Source organism: Flavobacterium sp. FlaQc-57, from assembly GCF_044007395.1.
GTDB lineage: Bacteria > Bacteroidota > Bacteroidia > Flavobacteriales > Flavobacteriaceae > Flavobacterium.
Genome location: NZ_JBIPDA010000003.1, coordinates 1 through 23769 on the forward strand (window position 1 = coordinate 1; position 23769 = coordinate 23769).

At 33.7% G+C, this 23769-nt stretch carries 14 protein-coding genes; 9 read left to right on the forward strand and 5 right to left on the reverse strand.

All coding sequences use genetic code 11. From position 1 onward, the window contains the following. Positions 1–295: 295 nt before the first annotated feature. Positions 296–1258 (forward strand): CorA family divalent cation transporter, encoded by a 963-nt coding sequence (locus ACHRVZ_RS11210; RefSeq protein ID WP_395422510.1) that lies wholly within the window; start codon positions 296–298, stop codon positions 1256–1258. Between the two features lie 531 nt (positions 1259–1789). On the opposite strand, the gene ACHRVZ_RS11215 is transcribed toward ACHRVZ_RS11210, so the two are convergent. Both ACHRVZ_RS11215 and ACHRVZ_RS11220 read right to left on the reverse strand, forming a co-directional pair. Continuing rightward, positions 1790–2503 (reverse strand): LytR/AlgR family response regulator transcription factor, encoded by a 714-nt coding sequence (locus ACHRVZ_RS11215; protein ID WP_395422511.1) that lies wholly within the window; start codon positions 2501–2503, stop codon positions 1790–1792. Between the two features lie 59 nt (positions 2504–2562). Next, positions 2563–3621, reverse strand: coding sequence for a sensor histidine kinase (locus ACHRVZ_RS11220; RefSeq protein WP_395422513.1), 1059 nt, complete (start codon positions 3619–3621; stop codon positions 2563–2565). A gap of 469 nt (positions 3622–4090) precedes the next feature. Between ACHRVZ_RS11220 and ACHRVZ_RS11225 the strand changes: the two genes are divergently transcribed. The 8 genes from ACHRVZ_RS11225 to ACHRVZ_RS11260 all read left to right on the forward strand — a co-directional run bounded on the left by ACHRVZ_RS11225 (position 4091) and on the right by ACHRVZ_RS11260 (position 18950). After that, entirely contained in the window at positions 4091–5968 is a 1878-nt protein-coding gene (locus ACHRVZ_RS11225) for a sodium:solute symporter family protein (RefSeq protein ID WP_395422514.1), read from the forward strand. A 189-nt stretch (positions 5969–6157) separates the two neighbouring features. After that, positions 6158–7123 (forward strand): glycoside hydrolase family 130 protein, encoded by a 966-nt coding sequence (locus ACHRVZ_RS11230; RefSeq protein ID WP_041515602.1) that lies wholly within the window; start codon positions 6158–6160, stop codon positions 7121–7123. Between the two features lie 7 nt (positions 7124–7130). Continuing rightward, positions 7131–8198: a carbohydrate-binding family 9-like protein gene (locus ACHRVZ_RS11235; RefSeq protein ID WP_395422515.1), complete on the forward strand. Its 1068-nt coding sequence runs from the start codon at positions 7131–7133 to the stop codon at positions 8196–8198. Between the two features lie 6 nt (positions 8199–8204). After that, positions 8205–9284: a putative glycoside hydrolase gene (locus ACHRVZ_RS11240; protein WP_395422517.1), complete on the forward strand. Its 1080-nt coding sequence runs from the start codon at positions 8205–8207 to the stop codon at positions 9282–9284. A gap of 155 nt (positions 9285–9439) precedes the next feature. Further along, a complete protein-coding gene (locus ACHRVZ_RS11245; protein ID WP_395422519.1) occupies positions 9440–12580 on the forward strand; it encodes a glycoside hydrolase family 2 TIM barrel-domain containing protein in 3141 nt (1046 codons plus the stop codon). A gap of 5 nt (positions 12581–12585) precedes the next feature. Further along, complete coding sequence (locus tag ACHRVZ_RS11250; protein WP_395422520.1) at positions 12586–14910, forward strand: beta-N-acetylhexosaminidase; 2325 nt, start codon at positions 12586–12588, stop codon at positions 14908–14910. A 304-nt stretch (positions 14911–15214) separates the two neighbouring features. Then, the gene (locus ACHRVZ_RS11255) at positions 15215–16699 is read left to right on the forward strand and encodes an alpha-L-fucosidase (protein WP_395422521.1); all 1485 of its coding nucleotides are present in this window, start codon (positions 15215–15217) and stop codon (positions 16697–16699) included. A gap of 10 nt (positions 16700–16709) precedes the next feature. After that, on the forward strand, positions 16710–18950 hold the full coding sequence (locus ACHRVZ_RS11260) for a GH92 family glycosyl hydrolase (protein ID WP_395422523.1): 2241 nt from the start codon (positions 16710–16712) through the stop codon (positions 18948–18950). A gap of 161 nt (positions 18951–19111) precedes the next feature. On the opposite strand, the gene ACHRVZ_RS11265 is transcribed toward ACHRVZ_RS11260, so the two are convergent. Genes ACHRVZ_RS11265 through ACHRVZ_RS11275 form a run of 3 tightly spaced genes read right to left on the reverse strand, consistent with a single transcriptional unit; the run spans position 19112 to position 23766 of the window. Next, positions 19112–21238, reverse strand: coding sequence for an alpha-L-fucosidase (locus tag ACHRVZ_RS11265; protein WP_395422525.1), 2127 nt, complete (start codon positions 21236–21238; stop codon positions 19112–19114). A 34-nt stretch (positions 21239–21272) separates the two neighbouring features. Next, positions 21273–22718, reverse strand: coding sequence for an alpha-L-fucosidase (locus ACHRVZ_RS11270; protein ID WP_395422526.1), 1446 nt, complete (start codon positions 22716–22718; stop codon positions 21273–21275). Positions 22719–22761: 43 nt separating this feature from the next. Continuing rightward, a complete protein-coding gene (locus tag ACHRVZ_RS11275; protein WP_395422527.1) occupies positions 22762–23766 on the reverse strand; it encodes an isoaspartyl peptidase/L-asparaginase in 1005 nt (334 codons plus the stop codon). Between the last annotated feature and the right edge of the window lie 3 nt (positions 23767–23769).

A 23769-nucleotide genomic window follows, 5' to 3' on the forward strand; every position in this document is an offset into this window, starting at 1 on the left:
CCCGAACAGAGTAGTTAAGCCCGCCTGCGCAGATGGTACTGCAGTTATGTGGGAGAGTATGTCGTCGCCTTTCTTTTAAAAACCCTATCCAATTCGGATAGGGTTTTTTGCGTTATATAAGTTTTTGTTTTATTAATAGAAATACTTACTTGGGCAATTGGTAATTGAGTATAAATCTTTTCTCTTGGATTTGATAGATAATGAAACTATCTTAGATGCAACTAGTCTGACAGGGATAGTATTTATTAGAATCGAGTAAGCAGTAGAGTATAAAATTGTAAATAAATTACGATCCATGATTATCGAAATTTTAGATAAGAGTAAAAACATTACTAAGATAAAAAGTATTAAGGAATTGCCTGAAGACTTAAGTACTATAAATAGTATTCAAATTGTTAATTATAATAAAGAGGATATCATAGCCCTTGAAAAGCTGTTTGGTATTGATGCGACGATATTGAATAATAGTGATGATATTGAAATAAGTTCACACTATCTTGAAAAAGAGGATCAATTAGCATTTAATTTTTCGTTTCCTTATTTAACTCCTCAAAATAAAATTGAAGAAATTATAGTTTCATTTATTCTGACCAAAACAATAATGTTCGCTTTTATGGATATAAATTTTGAGAGTTTTATAACTGAAAGTAAAAGGCAGGAACATTTTGATAGAACAAAGGATTTACCCTTTAACCTAAACACATTTTTGTTAATGATGGTTGGGATTATTCCTGATTATTTTGCGGACTTGACAGAAATCATAGCGAAGAATATCAAAACAATTTTTTTGAATTTGCAGAAACAGAATCATTTTTCTGAACATGGATTGAATGAAATTACAGCATTAAAATTCAATAATCTAATTGTTAAGGAATCTCTTAATGAATTTAGACGAATTATGCACTTACTTCGGAAAAGCAATAAATTAACTCCTGAAATTAAAGAAGAAATTTTATTGGAATTAAGTGATTTAGGAGTTATAAATGAATATGTTCAGAACAATTTTGAACGTTTAGACGACCTAAAGGATTATGTTTCTACTAAAATAGACTTAGAGCAAAACCGAATTTTTAAAACATTGACTATTATAACTATGTGTATTTCGTTACCCATGCTTGTGGCCGGAGTATATGGTATGAATTTTAAAAATATGCCTGAGCTAGTGTGGGAATATGGATATATTTATGCAATAGCGTTGATATTGATTTGTTTCATTGCTCCTTTGATTTGGTTTAAACGAAAAAAATGGCTGAATTAAGTTCTTAATAAATATAAAAAAATGCTCTGATCAAGTTTAAAGGAGTTGTTTTTAAAAATTGTATTTCATGCTTTTATTTAATTTATTAAGCATATTTTAAAAAAATGTCTGCTTTATCAATTTACTCCATTATGGGCATTCAAAGAATGTAATGTATTTGTCGTCTGTGGATAGAATATGTGTTCCTTTGTTAGTACACAGCCGGAGATTTTTGGGTTATATAGAGCCACTTTCATCTTTATTACTAACTTCCTAATATAAAGATCGTATTTGTAATAAGTCATCGACACAAGGTCTAATTCTACGTTCTTTCATCAGATTAGACCTTTGTAGTGGAATGCATATACTTCATTTTGATTAAAATTATGCAAAAGTGCATTGCAATTTGGATTAAAGGTTGATTTTTTGTGATAGAAAAGAATCAACTCTAAAATCCATTCTACAATTAAAATGAAATAATGGAAAAAAAGGATCAACAAATTTTAGAACGTTGATAAAAGTCTTGAGTGAAAATAAAAATAATAGTATTTTTTAATTTGAAGAATTTAGAATTCTTTGTTTTACGTGATCCATATATGATCTGCCAATTACGTATCGAATACCTTCAATTTCAACGCTGTTTCCTTCAACAGCATCAATTTTATCAATGGCTACAGTAAAAGATCTGTGTATTCTTAAAAAGTTTCGTTCAGGCAACAAATCCGTGAAATCAGATAAGGTACTGTGAATGATGTATTTGCCAGTTAAAGTGCTTATTTTTAAATAATCCTTAAGGCTTTCGATAACCAAAATTTCATTTAAGAAAATCTTCTTCATTCTTTTTTTGTCAATTTTCAAAAAGATAAAAGGACTTTCTGTACTGCTTTCCTGAAGCGGATTGTTTTTGTTTTCAAGTCTTTTACCAGCCTTGTTTAGTGCTTTCATTAACCTGGGAAATTCGACAGGTTTTACTAAAAAGTCTAAGACATCGAGTTCGTAAGTTTCTATAGCAAATTCACTGTAGGCACTTGTAATAATTACCAATGGAGGGTTTTCCAGACTTTTCAGAAAATTAATTCCATCTAGAACAGGCATATTAATATCCAGAAATAGGACATCGACGTTATTATTTTTTAGAAAATTCAAGCCCTCGATTGGGTTCGTAAAAGTGTTTATCACATCATAATTTTCAATTGGCTCCAAATAGTTTTTGATAACATTAATTGCTAATGGTTCATCATCTATAATCAAACAATTTATTTTCATTTTTGCAATTATTATTTTTTTTGAGCGAAAAAATTAAGGTAATAAAATTTAAATTCAAGTTAAGTAACTTTAATTATAAGCTTAACAACAAAAATATTCTTTTTATTCTTAAAAGAAAGATTGTAGTCCTTTTTATTATAATCTAATTCCAGTCTTTTTTTGACATTTTCAATACCTATACCACTTGACTTGTTAAAGTTATCTTTATGATGAGTAATTTCTGGCATTGGATTAGCAATTGTAAAATGCAAAAAATCACCTTTTACTTTAAAGCTAATATTGATAATTACTTTTCCAGTATTCTTATTTACACCATGTTTAAATGCATTTTCAATAAAGGTCAATAATATTATGGGAGATATTGTTTTATCATGAATATCACCGGAAATTGACATGTTTATTTCTAAGCGATCGTCATTTCTAATTCTCTCAAGATCCAAATAATTCTGAATACAAAGTATTTCGTTCTCTAAAGTTTGCTTTTTGCTTTTTGTATCGTACAGCATATAACGCATTAGTTCTGATAGCTTAAGAACAACTTTTGGAGTTTTGTTTGATTTCTCGACAGATAAAGAATATATATTATTTAAGGTATTGAACAGAAAGTGCGGAGAGATTTGAGATTTCAGGAAAAGCAATTCTGTTTCTAATTGAGATTTTTCAAGATCGGCAACTCTTTTTTGTTCTTTAAGAAAATCCAGCGTAATCTTAATTGCTGTCACAAATGTGATAACGTAGAGCTCACCAATCATCATATCGATAGTATAGTTGAGTGTTAGTTTATCAATTGTTTGAGGTCCTTCTGGCCATACGTTATGATTTATCAATAAATAAGTAAGATTAAATTTAATGATGACCATTATAAATATAGACGATAAGATGGTCAGTACGTAGAGAAGATATTTTTTTCGATAAACTAAATAAGGCATGAAAATTAAAATATTCAAATAACATAATGTCATATGAATTGGAAAGCCTAATAAATTAGTTTTGAATGAGTACCAATAATCATTAAAATAAATTCCCCAGCGAAATGTGTTGAATAAAAAGTAAGTAAGCCAAAAAAGGATATGATAATGTAATGGTACACGATAAAGTTTGCCAGAATTGAAATTCATAATAGTAGTATATTTTGTGACTTTTTTTGGTGTTTGTCTAAGTTTATATGTTGTCTGTCTAAAATAGTGTTAATAAAATTCAAATTTGTTTAAGTTTAAAGCTTAATTAAGAATGTTTTATAGTGGTTTTTTTTGCGGTTAAATTTTACTAGTAATTCTGATTGCAAGTTGTAAAATAAAAAGGTATAAAAATAATAGTCAATAAGATTTTTTATCCACTAGAAACTTCTCACAATAAATTTTCATTCAAATCAAAAATAGCTATGTTAACAAAAAAGCAATATCATATAATCAACAAGTTTTTCTTGAAAATTTTAAAATCGCTGTAGCATTAACCACTTCACAAATTAATCGTTTCCTTGAATATTCATAAAAAAATGAGAGGATTTTTGGCTTTGCTGCTAACCGAAGAAAAGTACTAAAAGCATAAATTACTATTTAACTAACTAATAAACAAATATTAAAATTAATGGATATCATTGACGTATCAATCATCGTAGCCTATATTGTGCTATCAGTAGGAATAGGAATTTGGATTTCAAGAAAAGCATCAAAAGGCTTAGATGATTATTTCCTTGGCGGAAAAACAATCAAATGGTATTTTTTAGGATTGAGCAACGGATCAGGAATGTTTGACGTTTCAGGAACTTCATGGATGATTGGAGTATTGTTTTTATATGGAGTAAAAAGTTTCATGTTTATGTGGCTTTGGCCCATTTGGAACCAGATTTTTGTAATGATGTTCCTCGCAGTTTGGATTAGAAGATCTAAAGTGATGACGGGTTCTGAGTGGATTTTAACCCGATTTGGAAACGACAAAGCCGGAAAAGCATCACATATTATTGTGGCTATTTTTGCTATCATTTCTACAATTGGTTTCATCGCTTACTTTTTTGAAGGAATCGGGAAATTTATAACCATTATTCTTCCTTGGGATTTGGCCCTTCATTACGGAGATTTAGTTGTACTTACCTCAGAGCGATCTTACGCTTTAATAATCATATTTTTAACTACAATTTATACTGTAAAAGGCGGAATGTTTTCTGTAGTTGCTACAGAAGTTGTGCAATATTTAATTATGATTGTTGCCAGTGTCCTGATTGCAGGTTATGCTTTTATTAATTATACAGATATTCAGATCAATTCAGTTATTACCGAAGAATGGAAAAATGTTTTTTTCGGATGGCAATTCGAAACACAATGGAGCGAAAAATTTCAGACCTTCAATGCCTTAATCGATTCTGAAGGATATAAAATGTTTGGCGCTTTTATCGGAATGACATTGTTTAAAGGTTTCTTTGCCAGCGTTGCGGGACCAACACCAAGTTACGATTTACAACGAATTCTATCTACAAAATCTGTAAAAGAAGCTGCTTACATGAGTGGTTTTACCAACCTGATCTTATTTATTCCTAGATATTTATTAATAACAGGAATTGTGGTAATTGCGTTGATAAATTTAGCACCAGAGTTAAACGCAAACACAGGTTTAACCGGAGCTGATTTGGAATTATTAATGCCTAAAGTGGTTAATTTATACCTTCCTGTTGGAATAAAAGGACTTTTACTAGCAGGTTTATTAGCTGCTTTTATGTCCGGGTTTTCAGCTTTTGTAAATGCAGGACCCGCTTATATTGTAAATGATATTTATAAAAAATATTTTAAACCCGTTGCAACAAATGCACACTATATAAAAGTGAGCCAAATTTCTTCGTTCATAGTTGTTGGTTTAGGTGTTTTTATGGGATTCTTTGCAGACTCAATAAACTCGTTAACCTTATGGATTACAAGTGCTTTATATGGTGGTTATGTAGCGGCCAATTTCTTAAAATGGATTTGGTGGCGTTTTAACGGATGGGGCTATTTCTGGGGAATGTTTGCCGGATTAATCGTTGCTTCTTTGCAATTTGCTTTAGGTCAAGCCAAAGGAAGTTTAGCCGAAGGATCATTTTTATATGAGTTAGCACAAGTACAGGCAATTTACCTGTTTCCGGTAATATTTGGTTTTTCAATATTGGGCTGTCTTTTAGGAACTTTCTTAAGCAAACCAACAGATATGGAAGTTTTAAAATCTTTCTACGCGAACGTAAGACCTTGGGGTTGGTGGAAACCAGTTTCTAATTTATTAAAAGCAGAAGATCCTACATTCGAAAAAAATAATGATTTCTGGAAAGACATGCTAAATTGTGTGATTGGGATCGTATGGCAGTCAAGTATGATATTGCTTCCAATTTATTTTGTTATCAGAGATTATCCAAAAGCCTTTATAGCATTATTGGTATTCTTAGTAACAATGATAATTTTAAAATTCACTTGGCTGGATAAAGTTAGAAGAATTGAAGATTAATTAAAGCATTAAACGCATAGAAACATAGATTTTTACAATTAGAAAAGAAGAATTACAAAAGAAAGTTTCCACACATAGCTATATCTTTTGAACTAACCAAAACCCCTTTTTTAAATTTTAAAAACTATGTTTCTGTGTGTTAATAATGACACAGAAAAAATAAAAAACAATAAACAAAAAATAAAAAAAATGAGCAGTATTCCTTGGCAAGACAGACCCGAAAACAGTAATGATGTAATGTGGAGATACACTGAAAATCCAATTATTGAAAGATATGCAATACCATCATCAAACAGTATTTTTAATAGTGCTGTAGTTCCTTTTGGAGATGGATTTGCGGGTGTTTTTAGATGCGATAACAAAGCCGTTCAAATGAATATTTTTGCCGGTTTTAGTAAAAACGGGATCGATTGGGACATCAATCACGAACCAATTGTAATGCAGTCAGGAAATACTGAGATGATCGAATCGGCTTATAAATATGATCCTCGTGTTGTTTTTATAGAAGATCGTTACTGGATTACCTGGTGTAACGGGTACAACGGACCAACAATTGGTATTGGATATACATTTGACTTTAAAGAATTTTTTCAATGCGAAAATGCTTTTTTACCCTTCAATAGAAATGGAGTTTTGTTTCCGCAGAAAATAAACGGAAAATACGCTATGTTAAGCCGTCCAAGTGATAACGGACATACGCCTTTTGGAGATATTTGGATTAGTTACAGTCCGGATATGAAATATTGGGGAGAACACCGTTTAGTAATGAAACCAACACCTTTTGAAGATAGTGCCTGGCAATGTACAAAAGTTGGAGCAGGACCAATTCCTATTTTAACAAATGAAGGATGGTTGATGATCTATCATGGAGTTATCAATACCTGCAACGGTTTCCGTTATGCAATGGGTTCAGCACTTTTAGATGTTGATGCGCCAGATCAGGTAAAATACAGAACACAACCTTATTTACTAGGTCCAGCAGAACTTTATGAAATGGTTGGAGATGTGCCAAACGTAGTTTTCCCATGTGCAGCATTGCATGATACAGAAGAAGATAAATTGGCAGTTTATTATGGTGCAGCAGATACAGTTGTTGCTATAGCATTTGGTAAATTAAGCGAAGTAATTCAGTTTACAAAAGATAACAGTTTATAGAAAAAAGATGGTTTTAAAACTTAAATGGTTTACAGTTGCTTTAGGGTTAATTTCGATAATTGGATATTCGCAGTCAAAAAAAACAGTTGTGCCCAAAACATATGTGGCCGCAAAAACGAAAACGCCAATTGTAATTGACGGAGACGAATCTGATGTTTCGTGGAGTAAAGCAGATTGGACAGACCTTTTTGAAGATATCGAAAACGGTGTAAAACCAAAGTATGCTACAAAAGTAAAAATGCTTTGGGACGAAACCAATTTCTATATATTAGCAAAAATGGAAGAACCGCACGTTTGGGCAAACTTAAAGCAACGCGATACCATTATTTTTTACAACAACGATTTTGAAGTTTTTGTCGATCCGGACAACGATACCTTCAACTATTACGAATTAGAAATAAACGCCCTAAATACTGCTTGGGATTTGTTCCTGACAAAACCATATCGTGAAAGCGATATTGTAGTAGCAAACGATTGGAATATTCCAGGATTAAAATCAGCTGTAAAGGTTAACGGAACACTTAACAATCCAAATGATACAGATGAAGGTTGGGTTCTGGAAATGGCAATTCCGTGGGCAGCTTACAGAACCACATTTTTCGATCAAAATGTTCCTGTAGATAAATTTTGGAGAGTCAATTTTTCAAGAGTAAACTGGCAGCATAGTATTAAAAATGGAACTTACGAGCGAAAGAAAGACGCCCAAGGAAAGTTTTTACCAGAGTACAATTGGGTTTGGTCGCCAATGGGTGTAATCAATATGCATGAACCCGAAAAATGGGGTTATGTTTATTTCTCTTCCAAAGAGGAGAAAGACACCTTTACAATTCCACAGGACGAAAAAGTAAAATGGGAATTATATACTTTATATCGTGCCCAAAAAGGATATTTTGAAAAACACAAAACCTGGGCGAAGTCTATTGCAGATCTTACCAAAACAAGCATAATTGTCGATGGTAAAATTTTAAAACCAACAATAGAAAACCATTCATCAGGATATAATATTTTAGTAAAAAGTCCATTCTCTAACACAACCTATGTAATAAGGCAGGATGGGAAAATAACCACAAAATAAACCACTATGAAACTACCAAAATTATTACTTTTTTTATTAGCATTGACTATTTTTTCATGTACTAAAAAAGAAGAACAAACCACTTTTAAATTTGGAGTATGGACAACAGCCGATGCCAAAAAATCAGATGCAGATTATACAAAAGAATTTAAAAAATACAAAGACGGAGGAATTGATGAAGTGCTTATAAATACCTCAACAGATCCAAAACTTTTAAAAAGACTAGTACCATTAGCCACAAAAGAAGGACTAAAAGTACATGCATGGATTATGGCAATGAACAGGCCCGGCGATTCAATTGCATTGCAACATCCAGAATGGTATCAGGTAAGCAAAGAAGGGAAATCCTGCTTTGATACCCGTCCATATGTAGATTATTACCAATGGTTATGTCCAACCAGAAAAGAATCCAGAGAGCACGTTTTAAAATTAGTTGAAGAATTGGCAAAAGTAGACGGAATCGAAAGTGTACACTTAGATTATATTCGTTTTCCGGACATCTTTTTACCAATTAGCTTATTGCCAAAATACAACTTAGTTCAAGATGTAGAATTACCTCAATTCGACTTTTGTTACTGCGATGAATGTGTGAAAGCATTTGAAAAAATCCATCATAAAAACCCAAAAGAAAGTCACAACACTTCGATCGATATGGAGTGGAAAAACTTTAGATTAAATGCCATTCAGGCAGTGGTTAATGATGCTTATGAAATTGCTCATAAACACAATAAAAACTTAACAGCTGCTGTATTTCCATATCCTGAAATGGCAGATCATATGGTACGTCAGCGTTGGGACAAATGGAATATTGACCAAGTGTATCCAATGATTTACAATAGTTTTTATGATGAAGAAATTGACTGGGTTGGATACGCAACTAAACAAGGTGTAGCCGATTTAAAAGACAAGAAAACTAAAATCAATACTGGAATTTACGTTCCGGGTTTAAAGAATGATAAAGAACTAAAAGAAGCTATTTTGTATGCCAAAGAAAATGGAGCAGTAGGAGTTTCATTCTTTGATGGAAATGCTTTATCTGAAAGTAATTTTAAAACTATAAAAGAAACAAAAGCCAGTTTAAAATAACAGTGTATTTTTACTTTAAAGAGATATAGATTTTGTTTTTTAACTTACTATAAGAAAGCTATGTGTTTTATAGTAAGTGAAACGCCTTTTTTTAAGTTTTAAAATCTATGTCTCTATGTGTTTAAAAAACAAGAGAGAGTGTAAACCAACCAAGAATGAAAAAATCAATATCCATATTATCATTATTAGCAACCTCGATTTTAACTGTAAATGCGCAGGAAAAAGTTCCGTTTTGGCAAAACGAAAAAATCAATGAAGATAATCGTGAACCCATGCACGCCGCTTATTATGTTTTTGAAAATGAAACATTAGCAGGCAAAAACGAATGGAGGCAATCGAAAAATTATCTGGATATTAATGGAGCGTGGAAATTTAAATATGTTGACAATCCAACCTTACTTCCAAAAGATTTCGAGAAAACCAATTTTGATGATAAAGCGTGGGATAATTTTAAAATTCCAGCAAGTTGGGATGTAAATGGTTATGGATATCCGGTATATGTCAATACAACCTACGATTTTGATTATTTAATGGCGCCAAATCCGCCGTTTGTACCCACAAAATACAATCCAACCGGAGTTTATAGAAGAGAAATAACAATCGATAAATCGTGGGAAGGAAAAGATATTTTGCTGCATATTGGTACAGCAAAATCAAACCTTACCGTTTGGGTAAATGGTGTTTACGTAGGTTATGGTGAAGATGGAAAATTACCGTCAGAATTCAATCTGAATAAATATGTAAAAACCGGTAAAAACACGATTGTACTGCAAGTAATGAAATGGAATGACGGTTCGTATTTAGAATGTCAGGACATGTGGAGAATGAGCGGAATTACCAGAGATTCTTATTTGGTTGCCCGAAATAAAGCCCATTTAAACGACTTTGAAATTATTCCGGATTTAGATGCAAATTATGTAAACGGAACACTAAAAATTTCAACTCAATTTTCCAATTTAGATAAAAAAGACAATTATACCTTAGACGTTCAGCTAAAGGATGGTGACAAGATTATTGCCTCAAAAGTTATTTCCGCTTTAAGCGAAAAACAAATATTTGAATTTGCAGTAAACAACCCAAAAAAGTGGAGTGCCGAAATTCCGAATTTATATCAGGTAAGTTTTGTTTTAAAAGATAAAAAAGGAAATGTTGTCGAAGTAATTAATCACAATACTGGTTTTAGAAAAGTAGAAATAAAAGACGGACAGCTTTTAGTAAATGGAAAAGCAATTTACATAAAAGGTGTAAACCGTCATGAAGTTGATCCAATAACCGGACAAACAATTTCGAGAGAAAGAATGGAAGAAGATATTAAATTGATGAAACAATTTAATATCAATGCTGTAAGAATGTCGCATTATCCAAATGATGAATATTTCTACGAATTATGTGATAAATACGGAATTTATGTTGTCGACGAAGCCAATATAGAATCGCACGGAATGGGTTACGATATTACCAAAACACTGGGCAATAAACCAGATTGGGAGTTGGCACACCTTCAGCGTATGCAGCGAATGATCGAAAGAGATAAAAATCATACCTCAATCATTATTTGGAGTATGGGGAACGAAGCCGGAAACGGTTACAATTTTTATAGAGGATATTTGTGGATAAAAAACCGCGATAAATCAAGACCAATTCAGTACGAAAGAGCAACTGCGGGAGCTTGGGACGGAAAAGATTTAAAATTTGAATGGGATTCTGATATTATCGATCCAATGTACAGTTCGCCCAATAAAATGGAAGAATATATCTTGGCAAATCCAAATCCGTCAAGACCTTACATTCAGTGTGAATATGCACATGCAATGGGAAATTCGATGGGAAATTTTAAAGATTATTGGGATGTGTATCGTAAATATCCAAACTTTCAAGGCGGATTTATCTGGGATATGATCGATCAATCAGTTTATAAAAAACTAAATAACGGAACTACAATTTTAGCATACGGAGGAGATTTTGGACCAAAAGATGTTAAAAGCGACAACAACTTTGTAAACAACGGAGTATTTACAGTAGACAGAAAACCAAATCCGCATGCATTTGAAGTAAAAAATGTACAACAAAATATTCTAACATCTTGGGAAAATCAAGAAACAGCAACGATTAAAGTATACAATGAATTCTCGTTTAAAGATTTGAGTAATGTAACCTTAAACTGGAAATTAATTTTAGACGGAGTTGTACAAGAAACAGGAACTATCCAAGATTTAGCAATCATTGCAAATAAGTCTAAAACATATACTTTACCAATTAAATTAGGCGATAAAAATTTTCAGGAAGCTTTTATAAACATCAGTTATCAGCTAAAAGAAGATGAACCATTTTTACCAAAAGGTTTCGAAATCGCAACAGAACAATTGGCGTATAAAGGAACTTGGAAAAACGATGTAAAAATCGAAGGTTCTGGAAAAATGTCGGTAGAGAAAAAAGCGAATAGTACCGTTTTTAAAAGTGATAAAGCCGAAATTACTTTCGACAAAAAAACAGGATTTATTAGTGGTTATTCATTCAATAATCTACCAATTATAAAAGACGGATATCAATTGCGTCCCAATTTTTGGAGAGCACCAAATGATAATGATTTTGGAGCTAATTTTCAGAAAAACTTAATAGCGTGGAAAGCAGCTACAGAAAATCCAGTGCTTATAGATTGGAGTTATACTGCTACGAAAGACAATAAAATTCAAATAAAAGCGACCTATAGTTTACCACAGGTTTTTGCAAAATTAGGATTGAATTATGAAATTAATAGCAACGGAGAATTGCTTGTAAAAGAAGAATTAAATATTGATAAAGCAATTGAAACGCCAATGTTACCAAGATTTGGTATGGAAGTAATTGTTCCAAAAGATTTTAGCAATATGAAATATTATGGACGTGGCCCGCATGAAAACTATGTCGACAGAAATTACAGTTCGAAAGTGGGACTTTACACGCAAACAGTTTCAGAGCAATACTATCCATACATTCGTCCGCAGGAAACAGGAAATAAAACAGAGGTACGTTTCTTAGAATTATCTGGAAATCAATTGAAATTAACCGTAATATCCGATAGTTTATTAGCAATTACTGCCCTTCATTTTTTTAATGAAGATTTAGACGACGGACTCGAAAAAGACCAAAGACACGCAGCCGAATTGAAAGAAAGAGATTTAACCAGTTTAAAAATCGATTCTAAACAAATGGGAGTTGGCGGAATAGACAGTTGGCAAGCTTGGCCAATGGAAAAATATCTATTAAAAGATAAAAATTATCAATATCAATTTAAAATAACACCATCTTTAAAATAATAATTATGAGAACATTAAAACCCTTATTCGTCTTAATCTTCTTAGCAGTTTTAAGTTCGGGTTATAGTCAGAAGAAAGTTTTTACAGACAAAGACATTCAGATAATCCCAAAACCAAATCAATTATTGATTCAAACAGGAAGTTTTGAGTTTTCTAAAAATACCGTTTTTGTTGCTACTACAGATTTTCAGAAATATATCTCGAACGCCTTAATTAACAAGTTTGGTGCAGCTGCAGGCTGGCGCCCGATTTTAGGAGCAAAAGTGCCACAACGCAATTATATTCAATTTAAAGTCGATTCAAATCTTCATAAAGAAGCTTATAAATTAGAAGTAAACAACAATAGTATTACCGTTACAGCAAACGGAAATGCAGGTTTTATCTACGGTTTAGAAACCATTAGACAATTACTTCCTGAGGCTATTGAAAGTAAAACTACTCAAACAGTAGCAAAATGGGAAATTCCGAATGTGACCATTACAGATGAACCACGTTTTCAATGGAGAGGATTAATGTTAGATTTATCGCGTCATTTTTTTGATAAAAGCTACGTAATTCAAACCATCGATCGTTTGGCAATGTTAAAGATGAATGTGTTGCATTTGCATTTAGTAGACGACCAAGGTTGGAGAATTGAGATTAAAAAATATCCAAAATTAACCGAAGTTGGAGCTTGGAGAGTCGATCAGGAAAATGCTGCCTGGAACGCAAGGCTTGTTACAAATCCTGATGAAAAAGGAACTTACGGAGGCTTTTTGACACAAGAAGAATTAAAAGAAATTGTAAAATACGCAGCCGCAAAAAACATCGAAATCATTCCGGAGATTGAAATGCCGGCACACGTAAGCTCTGCAATAGCGGCTTATCCAGAATTAGCATGTTTTAATCAAAGAATTGGAGTTCCATCAGGCGGATTATGGCCCATTACAGATATTTATTGTGCAGGAAAAGAAACAACATTCGAGTTTTTAGAAAATGTAATTGATGAAGTTATAAATATTTTTCCATCAAAATACATTCATATTGGTGGTGATGAAGCAACCAAAACCAATTGGGAGAAATGTCCGCATTGTCAAAAAAGAATGAAAGAACATGGCTTAAAAAATGTTCATGAATTGCAGAGCTATTTTGTAAAAAGAATGGAAAAATACATCAATTCTAAAGGCAAAAAAATAATTGGCTGGGACGAAATATTAGAAGGTGGTTTAGCTCCAGAAGCAACAGTAATGAGTTGGAGAGGAACAAAAGGAGGAACCGAAGCAGCAAAGCAAGGTCACGACGTAATTATGTCGCCGGAGTCACCTTGTTATTTTAACTTTTATCAAGGACCTCAAAACGAAGAACCTTTGGCTTTTGATGCCTATAATCCGCTAAATAAAGTGTACGAATTCGATCCCGTTGTTGAGGCAATGACACCACAAGAAGCCAGCCATGTTTTAGGCGGACAGGCCAATTTATGGGCAGAATTTCTAACAAGTCCACAAGCTTCAGAGTACATGATTTTCCCAAGATTAGCAGCTTTGTCAGAGGTTTTATGGAGTTCAAAAGAAAATCGCAATTGGAATAGTTTTACCTCCAGATTACCTTCTTTATTAAAAAGATATGATTATTTAGGAATCAATTATTCAAAAAGTGCTTATTTAGTTTCGGCTTCATCTACAGCAGATTTAGCTAAAAAAGTGATTAATGTTACCTTAAAAAACGAGTTCCCAAATCCGGATATTCGTTATGTTCTGGGAGATAAAAGTATAGATAATAATGCTGTAAAATATACAAACCCAATTCAGTTTACAGGAACAACAGTTCTAAAAGCATCGTTGTTTCAAAATGATAAACCAGTTGGAAAAACATTTACAGATACAATCGTGTTTCATAAAGCCGTGGGTCATAAAGTAAAATATCTAACGCCATATAATGACAATTATAAAGGAGATGGACTTTTTGGAATGGTAAACACTATTCGAGGATCAAAAAACTTTCACGATGGTCAATGGCAAGCTTGGTTAGTCAATGATATGGAAGTTGTAATTGACCTTGAAAAAGAGCAAGGTATATCGCAAGTAGCCATTGGAACTTTAGAAAGTCAAGGAGCAGGAATTAACTTTCCAACACAAGTAAAAGTTTTAGTGTCAAACGACAGTATTCATTATAAGGAAGTTGGCAAAATAATACGTCCGTATGCGAAGAATGTAAATTCTGAGTTGAAAGATTTTAAAATCAACTTCGAAAAGCAAAATGTAAGATTTGTAAAAGTAATTGCAACCAACTTAAAAAAGAGCCCAAAAGGCGAAAGTTCATGGTTGTTTGTCGATGAGATTTTAGTGAATTAAAATTGTTGAGTGTATTTATTTTAAACACATAGAGACATAGATTTATATTTAGTAATGAATAAGAAAAATATAAAAAGAAACTAGTTTCTCACACATAGTCCTGATTCCGAATCGTTAGCATGTGTTGTACTTATTTAGATAAAACGCATTTTTTGTCATTCCTCGTTCCCTGAGATGACAAAAAAAAGTATCTATGTGCATTAAGACAAGTGAAACGCCTTTTTTTAAGCCATAAAAAACTATGTCTCTATGTGTTTTAAAAAAAAACAAAAACCAAAATCAAAAACCAAAAAATAAACTAACTATGAAAAGAGGAATATTCATAATTGCAATTTTATTTTCAGTTCAAATGTTTTCGCAAGCCATTTATGAAGATGAACGGTATGTGCCGGAAACAGATCCGGTCGTATTGAAAAACTTAGACGAGTGGCAAGGCAAAAAGTTTGGATTATTGATGCACTGGGGAACTTACAGCCAATGGGGAATCGTAGAATCGTGGTCGATTTGTCCAGAAGATTACGGATGGTGCGAACGTAAAAAAGGAAGTAATCCTAATAATTACAACCAATACGTAAAAGAGTATGAAGGTTTGAAAAAATCATTCAATCCCGTGAAATTTGATCCTGAAAAATGGGCAAAAGCAGCAAAAACCGCCGGAATGAAGTACATGGTTTTTACGACAAAACATCATGACGGATTTTCGATGTTCGATTCAAAATATACAGATTATAAAGTAACAGACGCAGCATGTGCTTTTAGCAGTAATCCAAAATCAAATATTGCAAAAGAAGTTTTTAATGCTTTTAGAAAAGAAAATTTATCAGTTGGTGCCTATTTTTCTAAACCAGATTGGCATAACGAGAACTATTGGGATCCTTATTTTCCACCTTTTGACAGAAACGTAAATTATGATCCGTCGCTTTATCCTGAAAAATGGCAAAAGTATGTTGACTTTACGCACAACCAAATTTTAGAATTATTGACTGATTACGGCAAAGTTGATATTTTATGGTTAGACGGTGGATGGGTTAAAAAAAGAGACCAACAAAATATCGATGAAAATTATAAAGAGAAGTTTGCAGAAAATACTTCTAAAAATGGATTTATAAAACACAGAGTTGTTGACCAAGATGTAAAAATGGACGAATTGGTTGTAAAAGCACGCCAAAAACAACCAGGATTAATTGTGGTAGACCGAGCAGTTCACGGAAAAAACCAGAACTATTTAACTCCTGAAAACCGTGTTCCCGAAAAAACGTTACCTTATCCTTGGGAGTCTTGCATTACATCAGGCGGTGGATGGTCGTATACTCCTGATGCTAAATATTTAACAGGCAGAGAAGGAATTCATATGCTTATTGATGTAGTAGCAAAAGGCGGAAATTTATTGTTGAATGTTGCTCCAAGTCCGGAAGGTGAATGGCAACAAGGCGCTTATGATTTATTGGCAGCTTACGGAGATTGGATGAAAGTAAATAGTACTGCAATTTATAATACAAAACCAATTGCGCCATATAAAGAAAACAATATTTGCATGACTCAAAATAAGGCAGGAAACGTGTTCTTGTTTTATTTGGCTAAAGACGGAGAACAGAAAATTCCTTCAGAAGTTGTTGTAAAATCAATCAATCCAAAAAAAGGAACAAAAATATCGATGTTAGGTTTTAATAAACCATTAAAATGGACGAAATTAGCCGAAGGATTTAAAGTTGCAATTCCGGAAAGTTTAGTAAATAATTTACCTTGTAAAGAAGCGTGGACTTTAAAGATTGAAGCCATTAACAGATAGAAGATTAAAAATGATTTTTAGTAACAGAATAACAATACAAGCAGCATGTTTTTTGAGCATGCTGTTTTTTAGCATAATTACTTTTGCACAACAGCCGGCTGATTTTGTAAATCCGCTTATTGGAACTTCCAATTACGGAGCTACTTTTCCGGGGCCAATTGCACCAAGAGGAATGGCAAGTATTAGTCCGTTTAATGTGGCGGGACCTCAAAATCCGTTAGAAAAAGACAGCCAATGGTTGTCAAATCCTTATGTCAATGAAAATAAATTTTTAACCGGATTCAGTCAGGTAAATTTAAGTGGCGTTGGTTGTCCGGATTTAGGTGTTATTTTGTTAATGCCAACAACAGGAGCAGTTGAAATCGATCATTTAAAATATGGATCTACTTATTCTAAAGAAGTTGCTAAAACGGCTTATTATAGTGTAGATCTTGATAAATATAAGGTTAAAGGAGAATTTACAGCTTCAAAAAGAGTGGGAGTAAGTAGATTTACTTTCCCAAAAGGGCAATCTAATATTTTATTGAATCTTGGTTTAGGATTAACAAATGAAGAAGGTGCAATGGTAAAAGTAGTTTCGTCTACAGAAATAGAAGGAATGCGTTCTGTTGGATCATTTTGTTACAATAGTCCAGAAGATGCTTATCCGGTTTATTTCGTTGCTAAATTTTCAAGACCGGCAGACCATTTTGGCGTATGGAAAAATACAACAAAATATAAAGGTGTTGAAGCACAATGGATGGGCTATAATGGTAAAACCCGAATAATGAAAAATACAGTTAAAACCGTTGTTGGAGACAGCATTGGAACTTATTTTTCGTATAATTTTGATAAAAAAGAAACAGTCGAAGTTAAAATTGGAATCTCGTATGTAAGTATCGAAAATGCCCGCGAGAATCTGGAAAAAGAAACAGGTTATAAATCATTTGATGATGTTTACAAAGAAACATTTAACGAATGGAACGAAGAGCTGTCTAAAATTTTGGTAGAAGGTGGGTCGTATCAGGATAAGGTTATTTTTTATACGGCGTTGTATCACACTTTAATTCACCCAAATACATTAAATGATTTAAATGGCGAATACCCCAAAATAAAAAGAACCAAGATTGGACGAACCTATGATACGCGTTATACAGTATTTTCGTTATGGGATACCTATCGAAATATGCATCCTTTAACATCTTTAGTGTATCCTAAACAGCAATCTGATATGATAAAAAGCATGTTAGAAATGTACGATGAAAACGGCTGGTTGCCAAAATGGGAATTAAATTCAACCGAAACATTTACAATGGTTGGAGATCCGGCAAGTATAGTTATAGTAGACGCGTGCTTAAAAGGAATTCAGGATTTTGATATTTACAAAGCTTACCATGCAATGTTAAAAGGTGCAGATCAAATTGAAGATAATCCGTTGCGTCCCGGGCTTAAAGAATACATTCAAAAAGGGTATTTATCAACCAATTATCATGGTTCAGTTTCGACTACAGAAGAGTATAATGCATCAGATTATGCGATTTCACTTTTGGCAAAAGCCTTAGGTGAAAAAGAAGATTTTAAGCGTTTTTCTAAACGATCATTATCGTATCAAAAATTATTTGATAAAGATTTAAAATTACTTCGACCACGAACAGCAGACGGAAAGTGGTATGAACCTTTTGATCCTAATGCAGGAGCTAATTTTCAGGAAAATGTTGGTTTTATAGAAGGAAATGCTTGGCAATATGCTTTTATGGTACCGCATGATATGAAAGGATTGATAAAATTAATGGGAGGCGATAAACCTTTTTCAGATCAATTGCAAAAAGTTTTTGACATCAAACAATTTGATATGGCAAACGAGCCGGATATTGCCTATCCTTATTTGTTTAATTACATAAAAGGAGAAGAATGGAAAAGTCAGGAAATGGTGAAGAAATTGGTGAGAGAATATTTTAAAAATGAACCAAAAGGATTACCCGGAAATGACGATACAGGAACCATGTCGGCTTGGTTAGTATATTCTATGATGGGAATTTATCCAATATCTCCAGGAGAACCAATCTATACTATTACAACACCAATGTTTGATAAAGTAACGATTAAATTAGATTCCAGATATTATAAAAAAGACAATATTGTAATTGAACGAGAAGTAAATACAGATGGAAAAATCAGAGAAATTCAAATAAACGGAAAACCTTTGAATAGTTTCTTTATCTCGCATGATAGTTTTGTAAATGGAACAACATTAAAAGTGATTCAAAATTAGAATCAAAGAATAGGTTATAAAAAAAGGAGTTAATTCGATTGAATTAACTCCTTTTTTTGTGGGATTAAAGCTGTGTTTTATCTTTACCTTATAGAAAACCCGACAGGTTTCAAAAACTTGTCGGGTTTCGTTATAAGCGATAAAAACTAAACCCTATCCTCTTATTTTACAGTTTTTACACCCAATTCGGCAACAGAAACATAATTTCCTTCTATACTGCTTTTACCAATAAACTTGATATATCTCGCTTTTGTTGCTGTTTTTAATGTAATGTTTTGCTCAACAGGATTACTTTTGATATTTGCAAATTCACCCTCGGCAACAGTTATCCAATTTTGATTATCTGTACTTACTTGCCATTCGTAATTTTTTACAATTCCACCCGTTCCGTTTTTACGAGGTAAATAAGATACGGAAGCAATAGTCATTTCCTGATTCATATCAATTGTTATGGATTGAGGAAAAGCTATTGCAAGAGAACTATCTATAGTGCTCCAAACGGTTTCGGCATTTTCATCGATTGCATTTAATGATATTCCTTTTTCTGGATTCTCAAAAGTAACAGCAGCTATTTTCCAGTCTTTTTTTGAAACATTAAATGATTGTATGGCAGTTTCACTCGATTTCATATCAGCACCAAATGATTTCGCTTTTATTTCACCAGAATTTAAGAAGGTAAAAGGCGCTTGATAAACAGGAGATTTTAAGGTTGGTTCAGTTCCGTCAGTTGTATAATGAATTTGATTTACAGCTGATTCGGTTACAATCGAAACCATTCCGTCTTTGCTTCTTTTAATTTTTGGTACAGCCAATTGTTCCGGTTCTTTAAATACACCAATATCACTTAAAGCAATAGAAACAGGCGATTCTACGATACGAATTCTCAATTTTGAAGTTGAGATATAATTTGGTAAGCGCACCAGTCTGTTGGCACCAATACTGGTAGCCTCGCTTATTTTTTTCCATTTTCCATTCATAAAAGCATCAATTTCGACTTTTTCAATACGTTGTCCCAATTTGATATTTTCTCTAAGGCGAATGATGTTAAACGTATGCTCTTTGTCCCATTCTAAAATTACTGAAGCTTTTTTTACCTCATCGCTTGTGGCCCAATAGGAGTAACGATCGTTATCAGTTAGATTTTTAGTTCCGTAAAATATTTGATTTTCACCTCGAATTTCCGAAGCAGTAATCACAGCAGATTCTGCAAGGTTATTAGAGAACGTTTGTTTTAGGAAATCTCCAAAATCTTTCAACGCTTTAACGTCATTATTGTGTAATAAACCATCCGTATTTGGTGCAATACCGATATCCATACAAGCTCCTCTTCCTACAGATTTGCAATAGATTTCAAATAACTCCGAAACTGATTTTACTTTATCATCCTGATCTGCATGATAGAACCAACCGTCTCTAAGCGGAACATCACACTCTGCAGGCTTCCAGTATTTGCCATTTCGGGTTCCGCCTTGTGCTTTTTCGTAATTAGTTTCTCCGGGAACAGCAACCGTTTTTCCGGCAATTGGTTCAGGAGTAAAAGTAGCCCAAGAAGTTTCGTCAGCAAAACCTCTTTCGTTACCCACCCAGCGTACTTCGCCATTATCTGAGAAAATAACAGCTTCGGGTTGTAATTCTTTAGAAATCGCCCACGTTTTATCCCAATCATAATAAGTAGCACGATCTATATTTCTATTTTCTCGTTTACCGCCATAATAGCCATCGCCACCATTGGCACCATCAAACCAGGTAATAAATAATTTCCCATAGTTGGTGTACAATTCTCTTAACTGATTTCGGTATTTTTCTACATATTCTGGTTTACCATAATCTTCATTATTTCGATCCCAAGGCGAGCAATAAAGACCAAATTTCAGTCCCGCTTTGCGTACTGCAACTTCAAATTCTTTTACCATATCACCTTTTCCATCACGAAACGGGCTTGCGCTAATGTTGTAAGCCGTTGTTTTGGTTGGCCATAAACAAAATCCATCGTGGTGTTTGGCAACAAAAATGACACCTTTAAATCCACCAGCTTTTGCAGCGTTTACAATTTGATTGGCGTCGAATTTTTTTGGATTAAAAATTTTAGGATCAGCATCGCCATATCCCCATTCTTTGTTTTGAAATGTTGTTGGTGTAAAATGAACTAAAACATACTGTTCTGTTTCCTGCCAGCGCAATTGTGCTTCAGTTGGCAAGGCTCCGTAAGGTGCAGGAGCGCTTACTTTTTGAGCGGTCACCGAGAAAAAGGTCAAACATCCCAAAATTGTTATTAATTGCTTTTTCATTTTTCTTATTTTAATATCTTCTTTCTTCGTATTACTAACTCACTTTAATTACGACAGCTTCCTGACTTGCTAAAGTAGTTCTTAGTTCTTGCGGAATCGTAACGATAATTCCTCCATCGACTTTTTTACTGGTCAATTTTTGTTTTGTCCCCAATAAGGAAGCTTTTAAACTGCCTTTTTTATCCGTTTTAATTGTGATTGTTGCCGGTAGTTCTTTTTCGTCTTTTCCAGGCATATAAATACCGTAAATAGCATTTGCTTTTTGAGTGTAACCTACTTTTCCATCTAAGTAAGGAGCAACTGGTTTAGTATCATAAATCGCTTCTCCATTTGCTGTTAACCATTTACCAACGCCGGCCAAAGTTGTTTCAATTTTTGGATCAAATTCTCCTTTGGCATCAGGACCTACACCAAGCAGTAAATTTCCTCCTTTTACTACAATGCTCGTCATTAATTGTACCACTTCTTTAGATGATTTGTAGTGATCATTTGCAACCCATCCCCACGCACCGCCAAGAGTAATACAGCTTTCCCAAGGCACCGTTAAAGGTTTCTCTGGAGTTTTTTGCTCAGGTGTTAAATAGTTCTCGTATTCGCTAGGAACCCAACGATCGACAACAAGCATTCCAGGTTGCTTTTTACGAGCAGTTTCAGAGATTAATTTCATATCAATATCCATGTCATATGGATATTTACAAAACTCTTCTACCTTTTTATTAATGCTTGAAAGTGGTCGAACCCAGCAACCGTCAAGCCATAGAATATCAACCTTACCATAATTTGTAGTCAATTCATTTAACTGATTTTGAGTATATTCGACATAACTTTTCCATCTTGCAGGATATTTAGTAATGTCATAAGTTGGATTTCTGTCCTTTGGAGGATAATATGACCACCAAAAGTTTTGAGTAGTCCAGTCCGGTTTAGAGTAATAAACTCCTACAGCCAATCCTTCTTTTCTGGAAGCATCGAGAACATCTTTTAAAACGTCGGCTTTTGCATTTTTAGCGTAAGGCAATTCAGGATTTGTAATTTTAAAATCGGTAAATTTTGAATCATACATACAAAAACCATCATGATGTTTAGAGGTAAATATCATGTATTTTGCACCTGCATTCTTGAACATTTTCGCCCACTTTTCTGAATTTAGATTCATAGGGTTCAATTTGTATTTGGTATTTCTGTAATCAGTCGCGTATTTGTAATAATCGTCATAACCATCTCTGGTAACCCAGTCTTCAGGAGCCAATCCCCAGGATTCTACTGTTCCTAATTGGGTATAAAGTCCCATATGAATTAATACACCAAATTTGTAGCCTTGCCATTTCTCTAAATTTGCTTTTACTAACGGATCTTTTGGAGCGATATATCCTGCTTCTTCAGATTTGTTGGCTTCCATGCTAAAATCGCCTTGAGCATGCAGCGAAAATGCACTGGCACAAACCAATGCTGTAAACAGTAACTGGATTTTATTTTTCATTTTGGTTTCTTGTTAAGTCTTTTTTTTTGGTTTTGATAGTTCATTATTTGATATAAAAATCGGGATCGATTAAACGATTTCCGGTTTCGTCATACACTGCGTAGTTAAAACCGCTCTGAACGCAATAAGAACCGTAATCGCCTTTTTTATTCAGTGCAATAAACCCAACTTGAATATCTTTTAAGTCTTTTTTTCTGTTTTTCATCAGTTTTACCACTCTTAAAACAGCTTCTTCACAAGCTTTTTGAGGCGATCTTCCTTGACGCATTAATTCAACAACCAAATGGCAGCCGGCAATTCTAATTACTTCTTCGCCATGACCTGTTGCGGTTGCAGCTCCAATTTCGTTATCAACATATAAACCAGCTCCAATAATAGGAGAGTCGCCTAAACGTCCGTGCATTTTAAAAGCCATTCCGCTAGTTGTGCAGGCACCCGATAGATTTCCTGCTGCATCCAGAGCAATCATTCCAATCGTATCGTGGTTTTCGATATTAGCAATTGGTTTATATTCAGATGTTTTTAGCCATTCTTTCCATTCTCTTTCAGAATCTGGAACCAATAAATTTTCTTTAGGAAAACCTTGCGATAACGCAAATTGCAACGCTCCATCGCCTACAAGCATAACGTGAGGTGTTTTTTCCATCACGGCGCGCGCAACAGAAATAGGGTGTTTTATAAATTCCAGACAACCTACAGAACCAATATTAGACATTTCGTCCATGATGCAAGCGTCTAATGTTACTCGTCCGTCTCTGTCAGGTCTTCCGCCATAACCAACACTTCTTTCCTTTGGGTCAGCCTCAGGAACTTTTACACCCGCTTCTACAGCGTCTAAAGCACGACCGCCATTTTTTAATACTTCCCAGGCAGCTTCATTAGCTTGCAAGCCAAAACGCCATGTCGAAAGTACAATTGGTTTGCGCACCTTTCCGTCAGGAAGTTCGTTTTGTTCTTTAAGTTCTTCTGCTCGTCCTGCAAAAGAACCAAAAGCAACAGCAGCTGATGCCATTGCTGTTTTTTTTAGAAAATTTCTACGATTTGTCATATC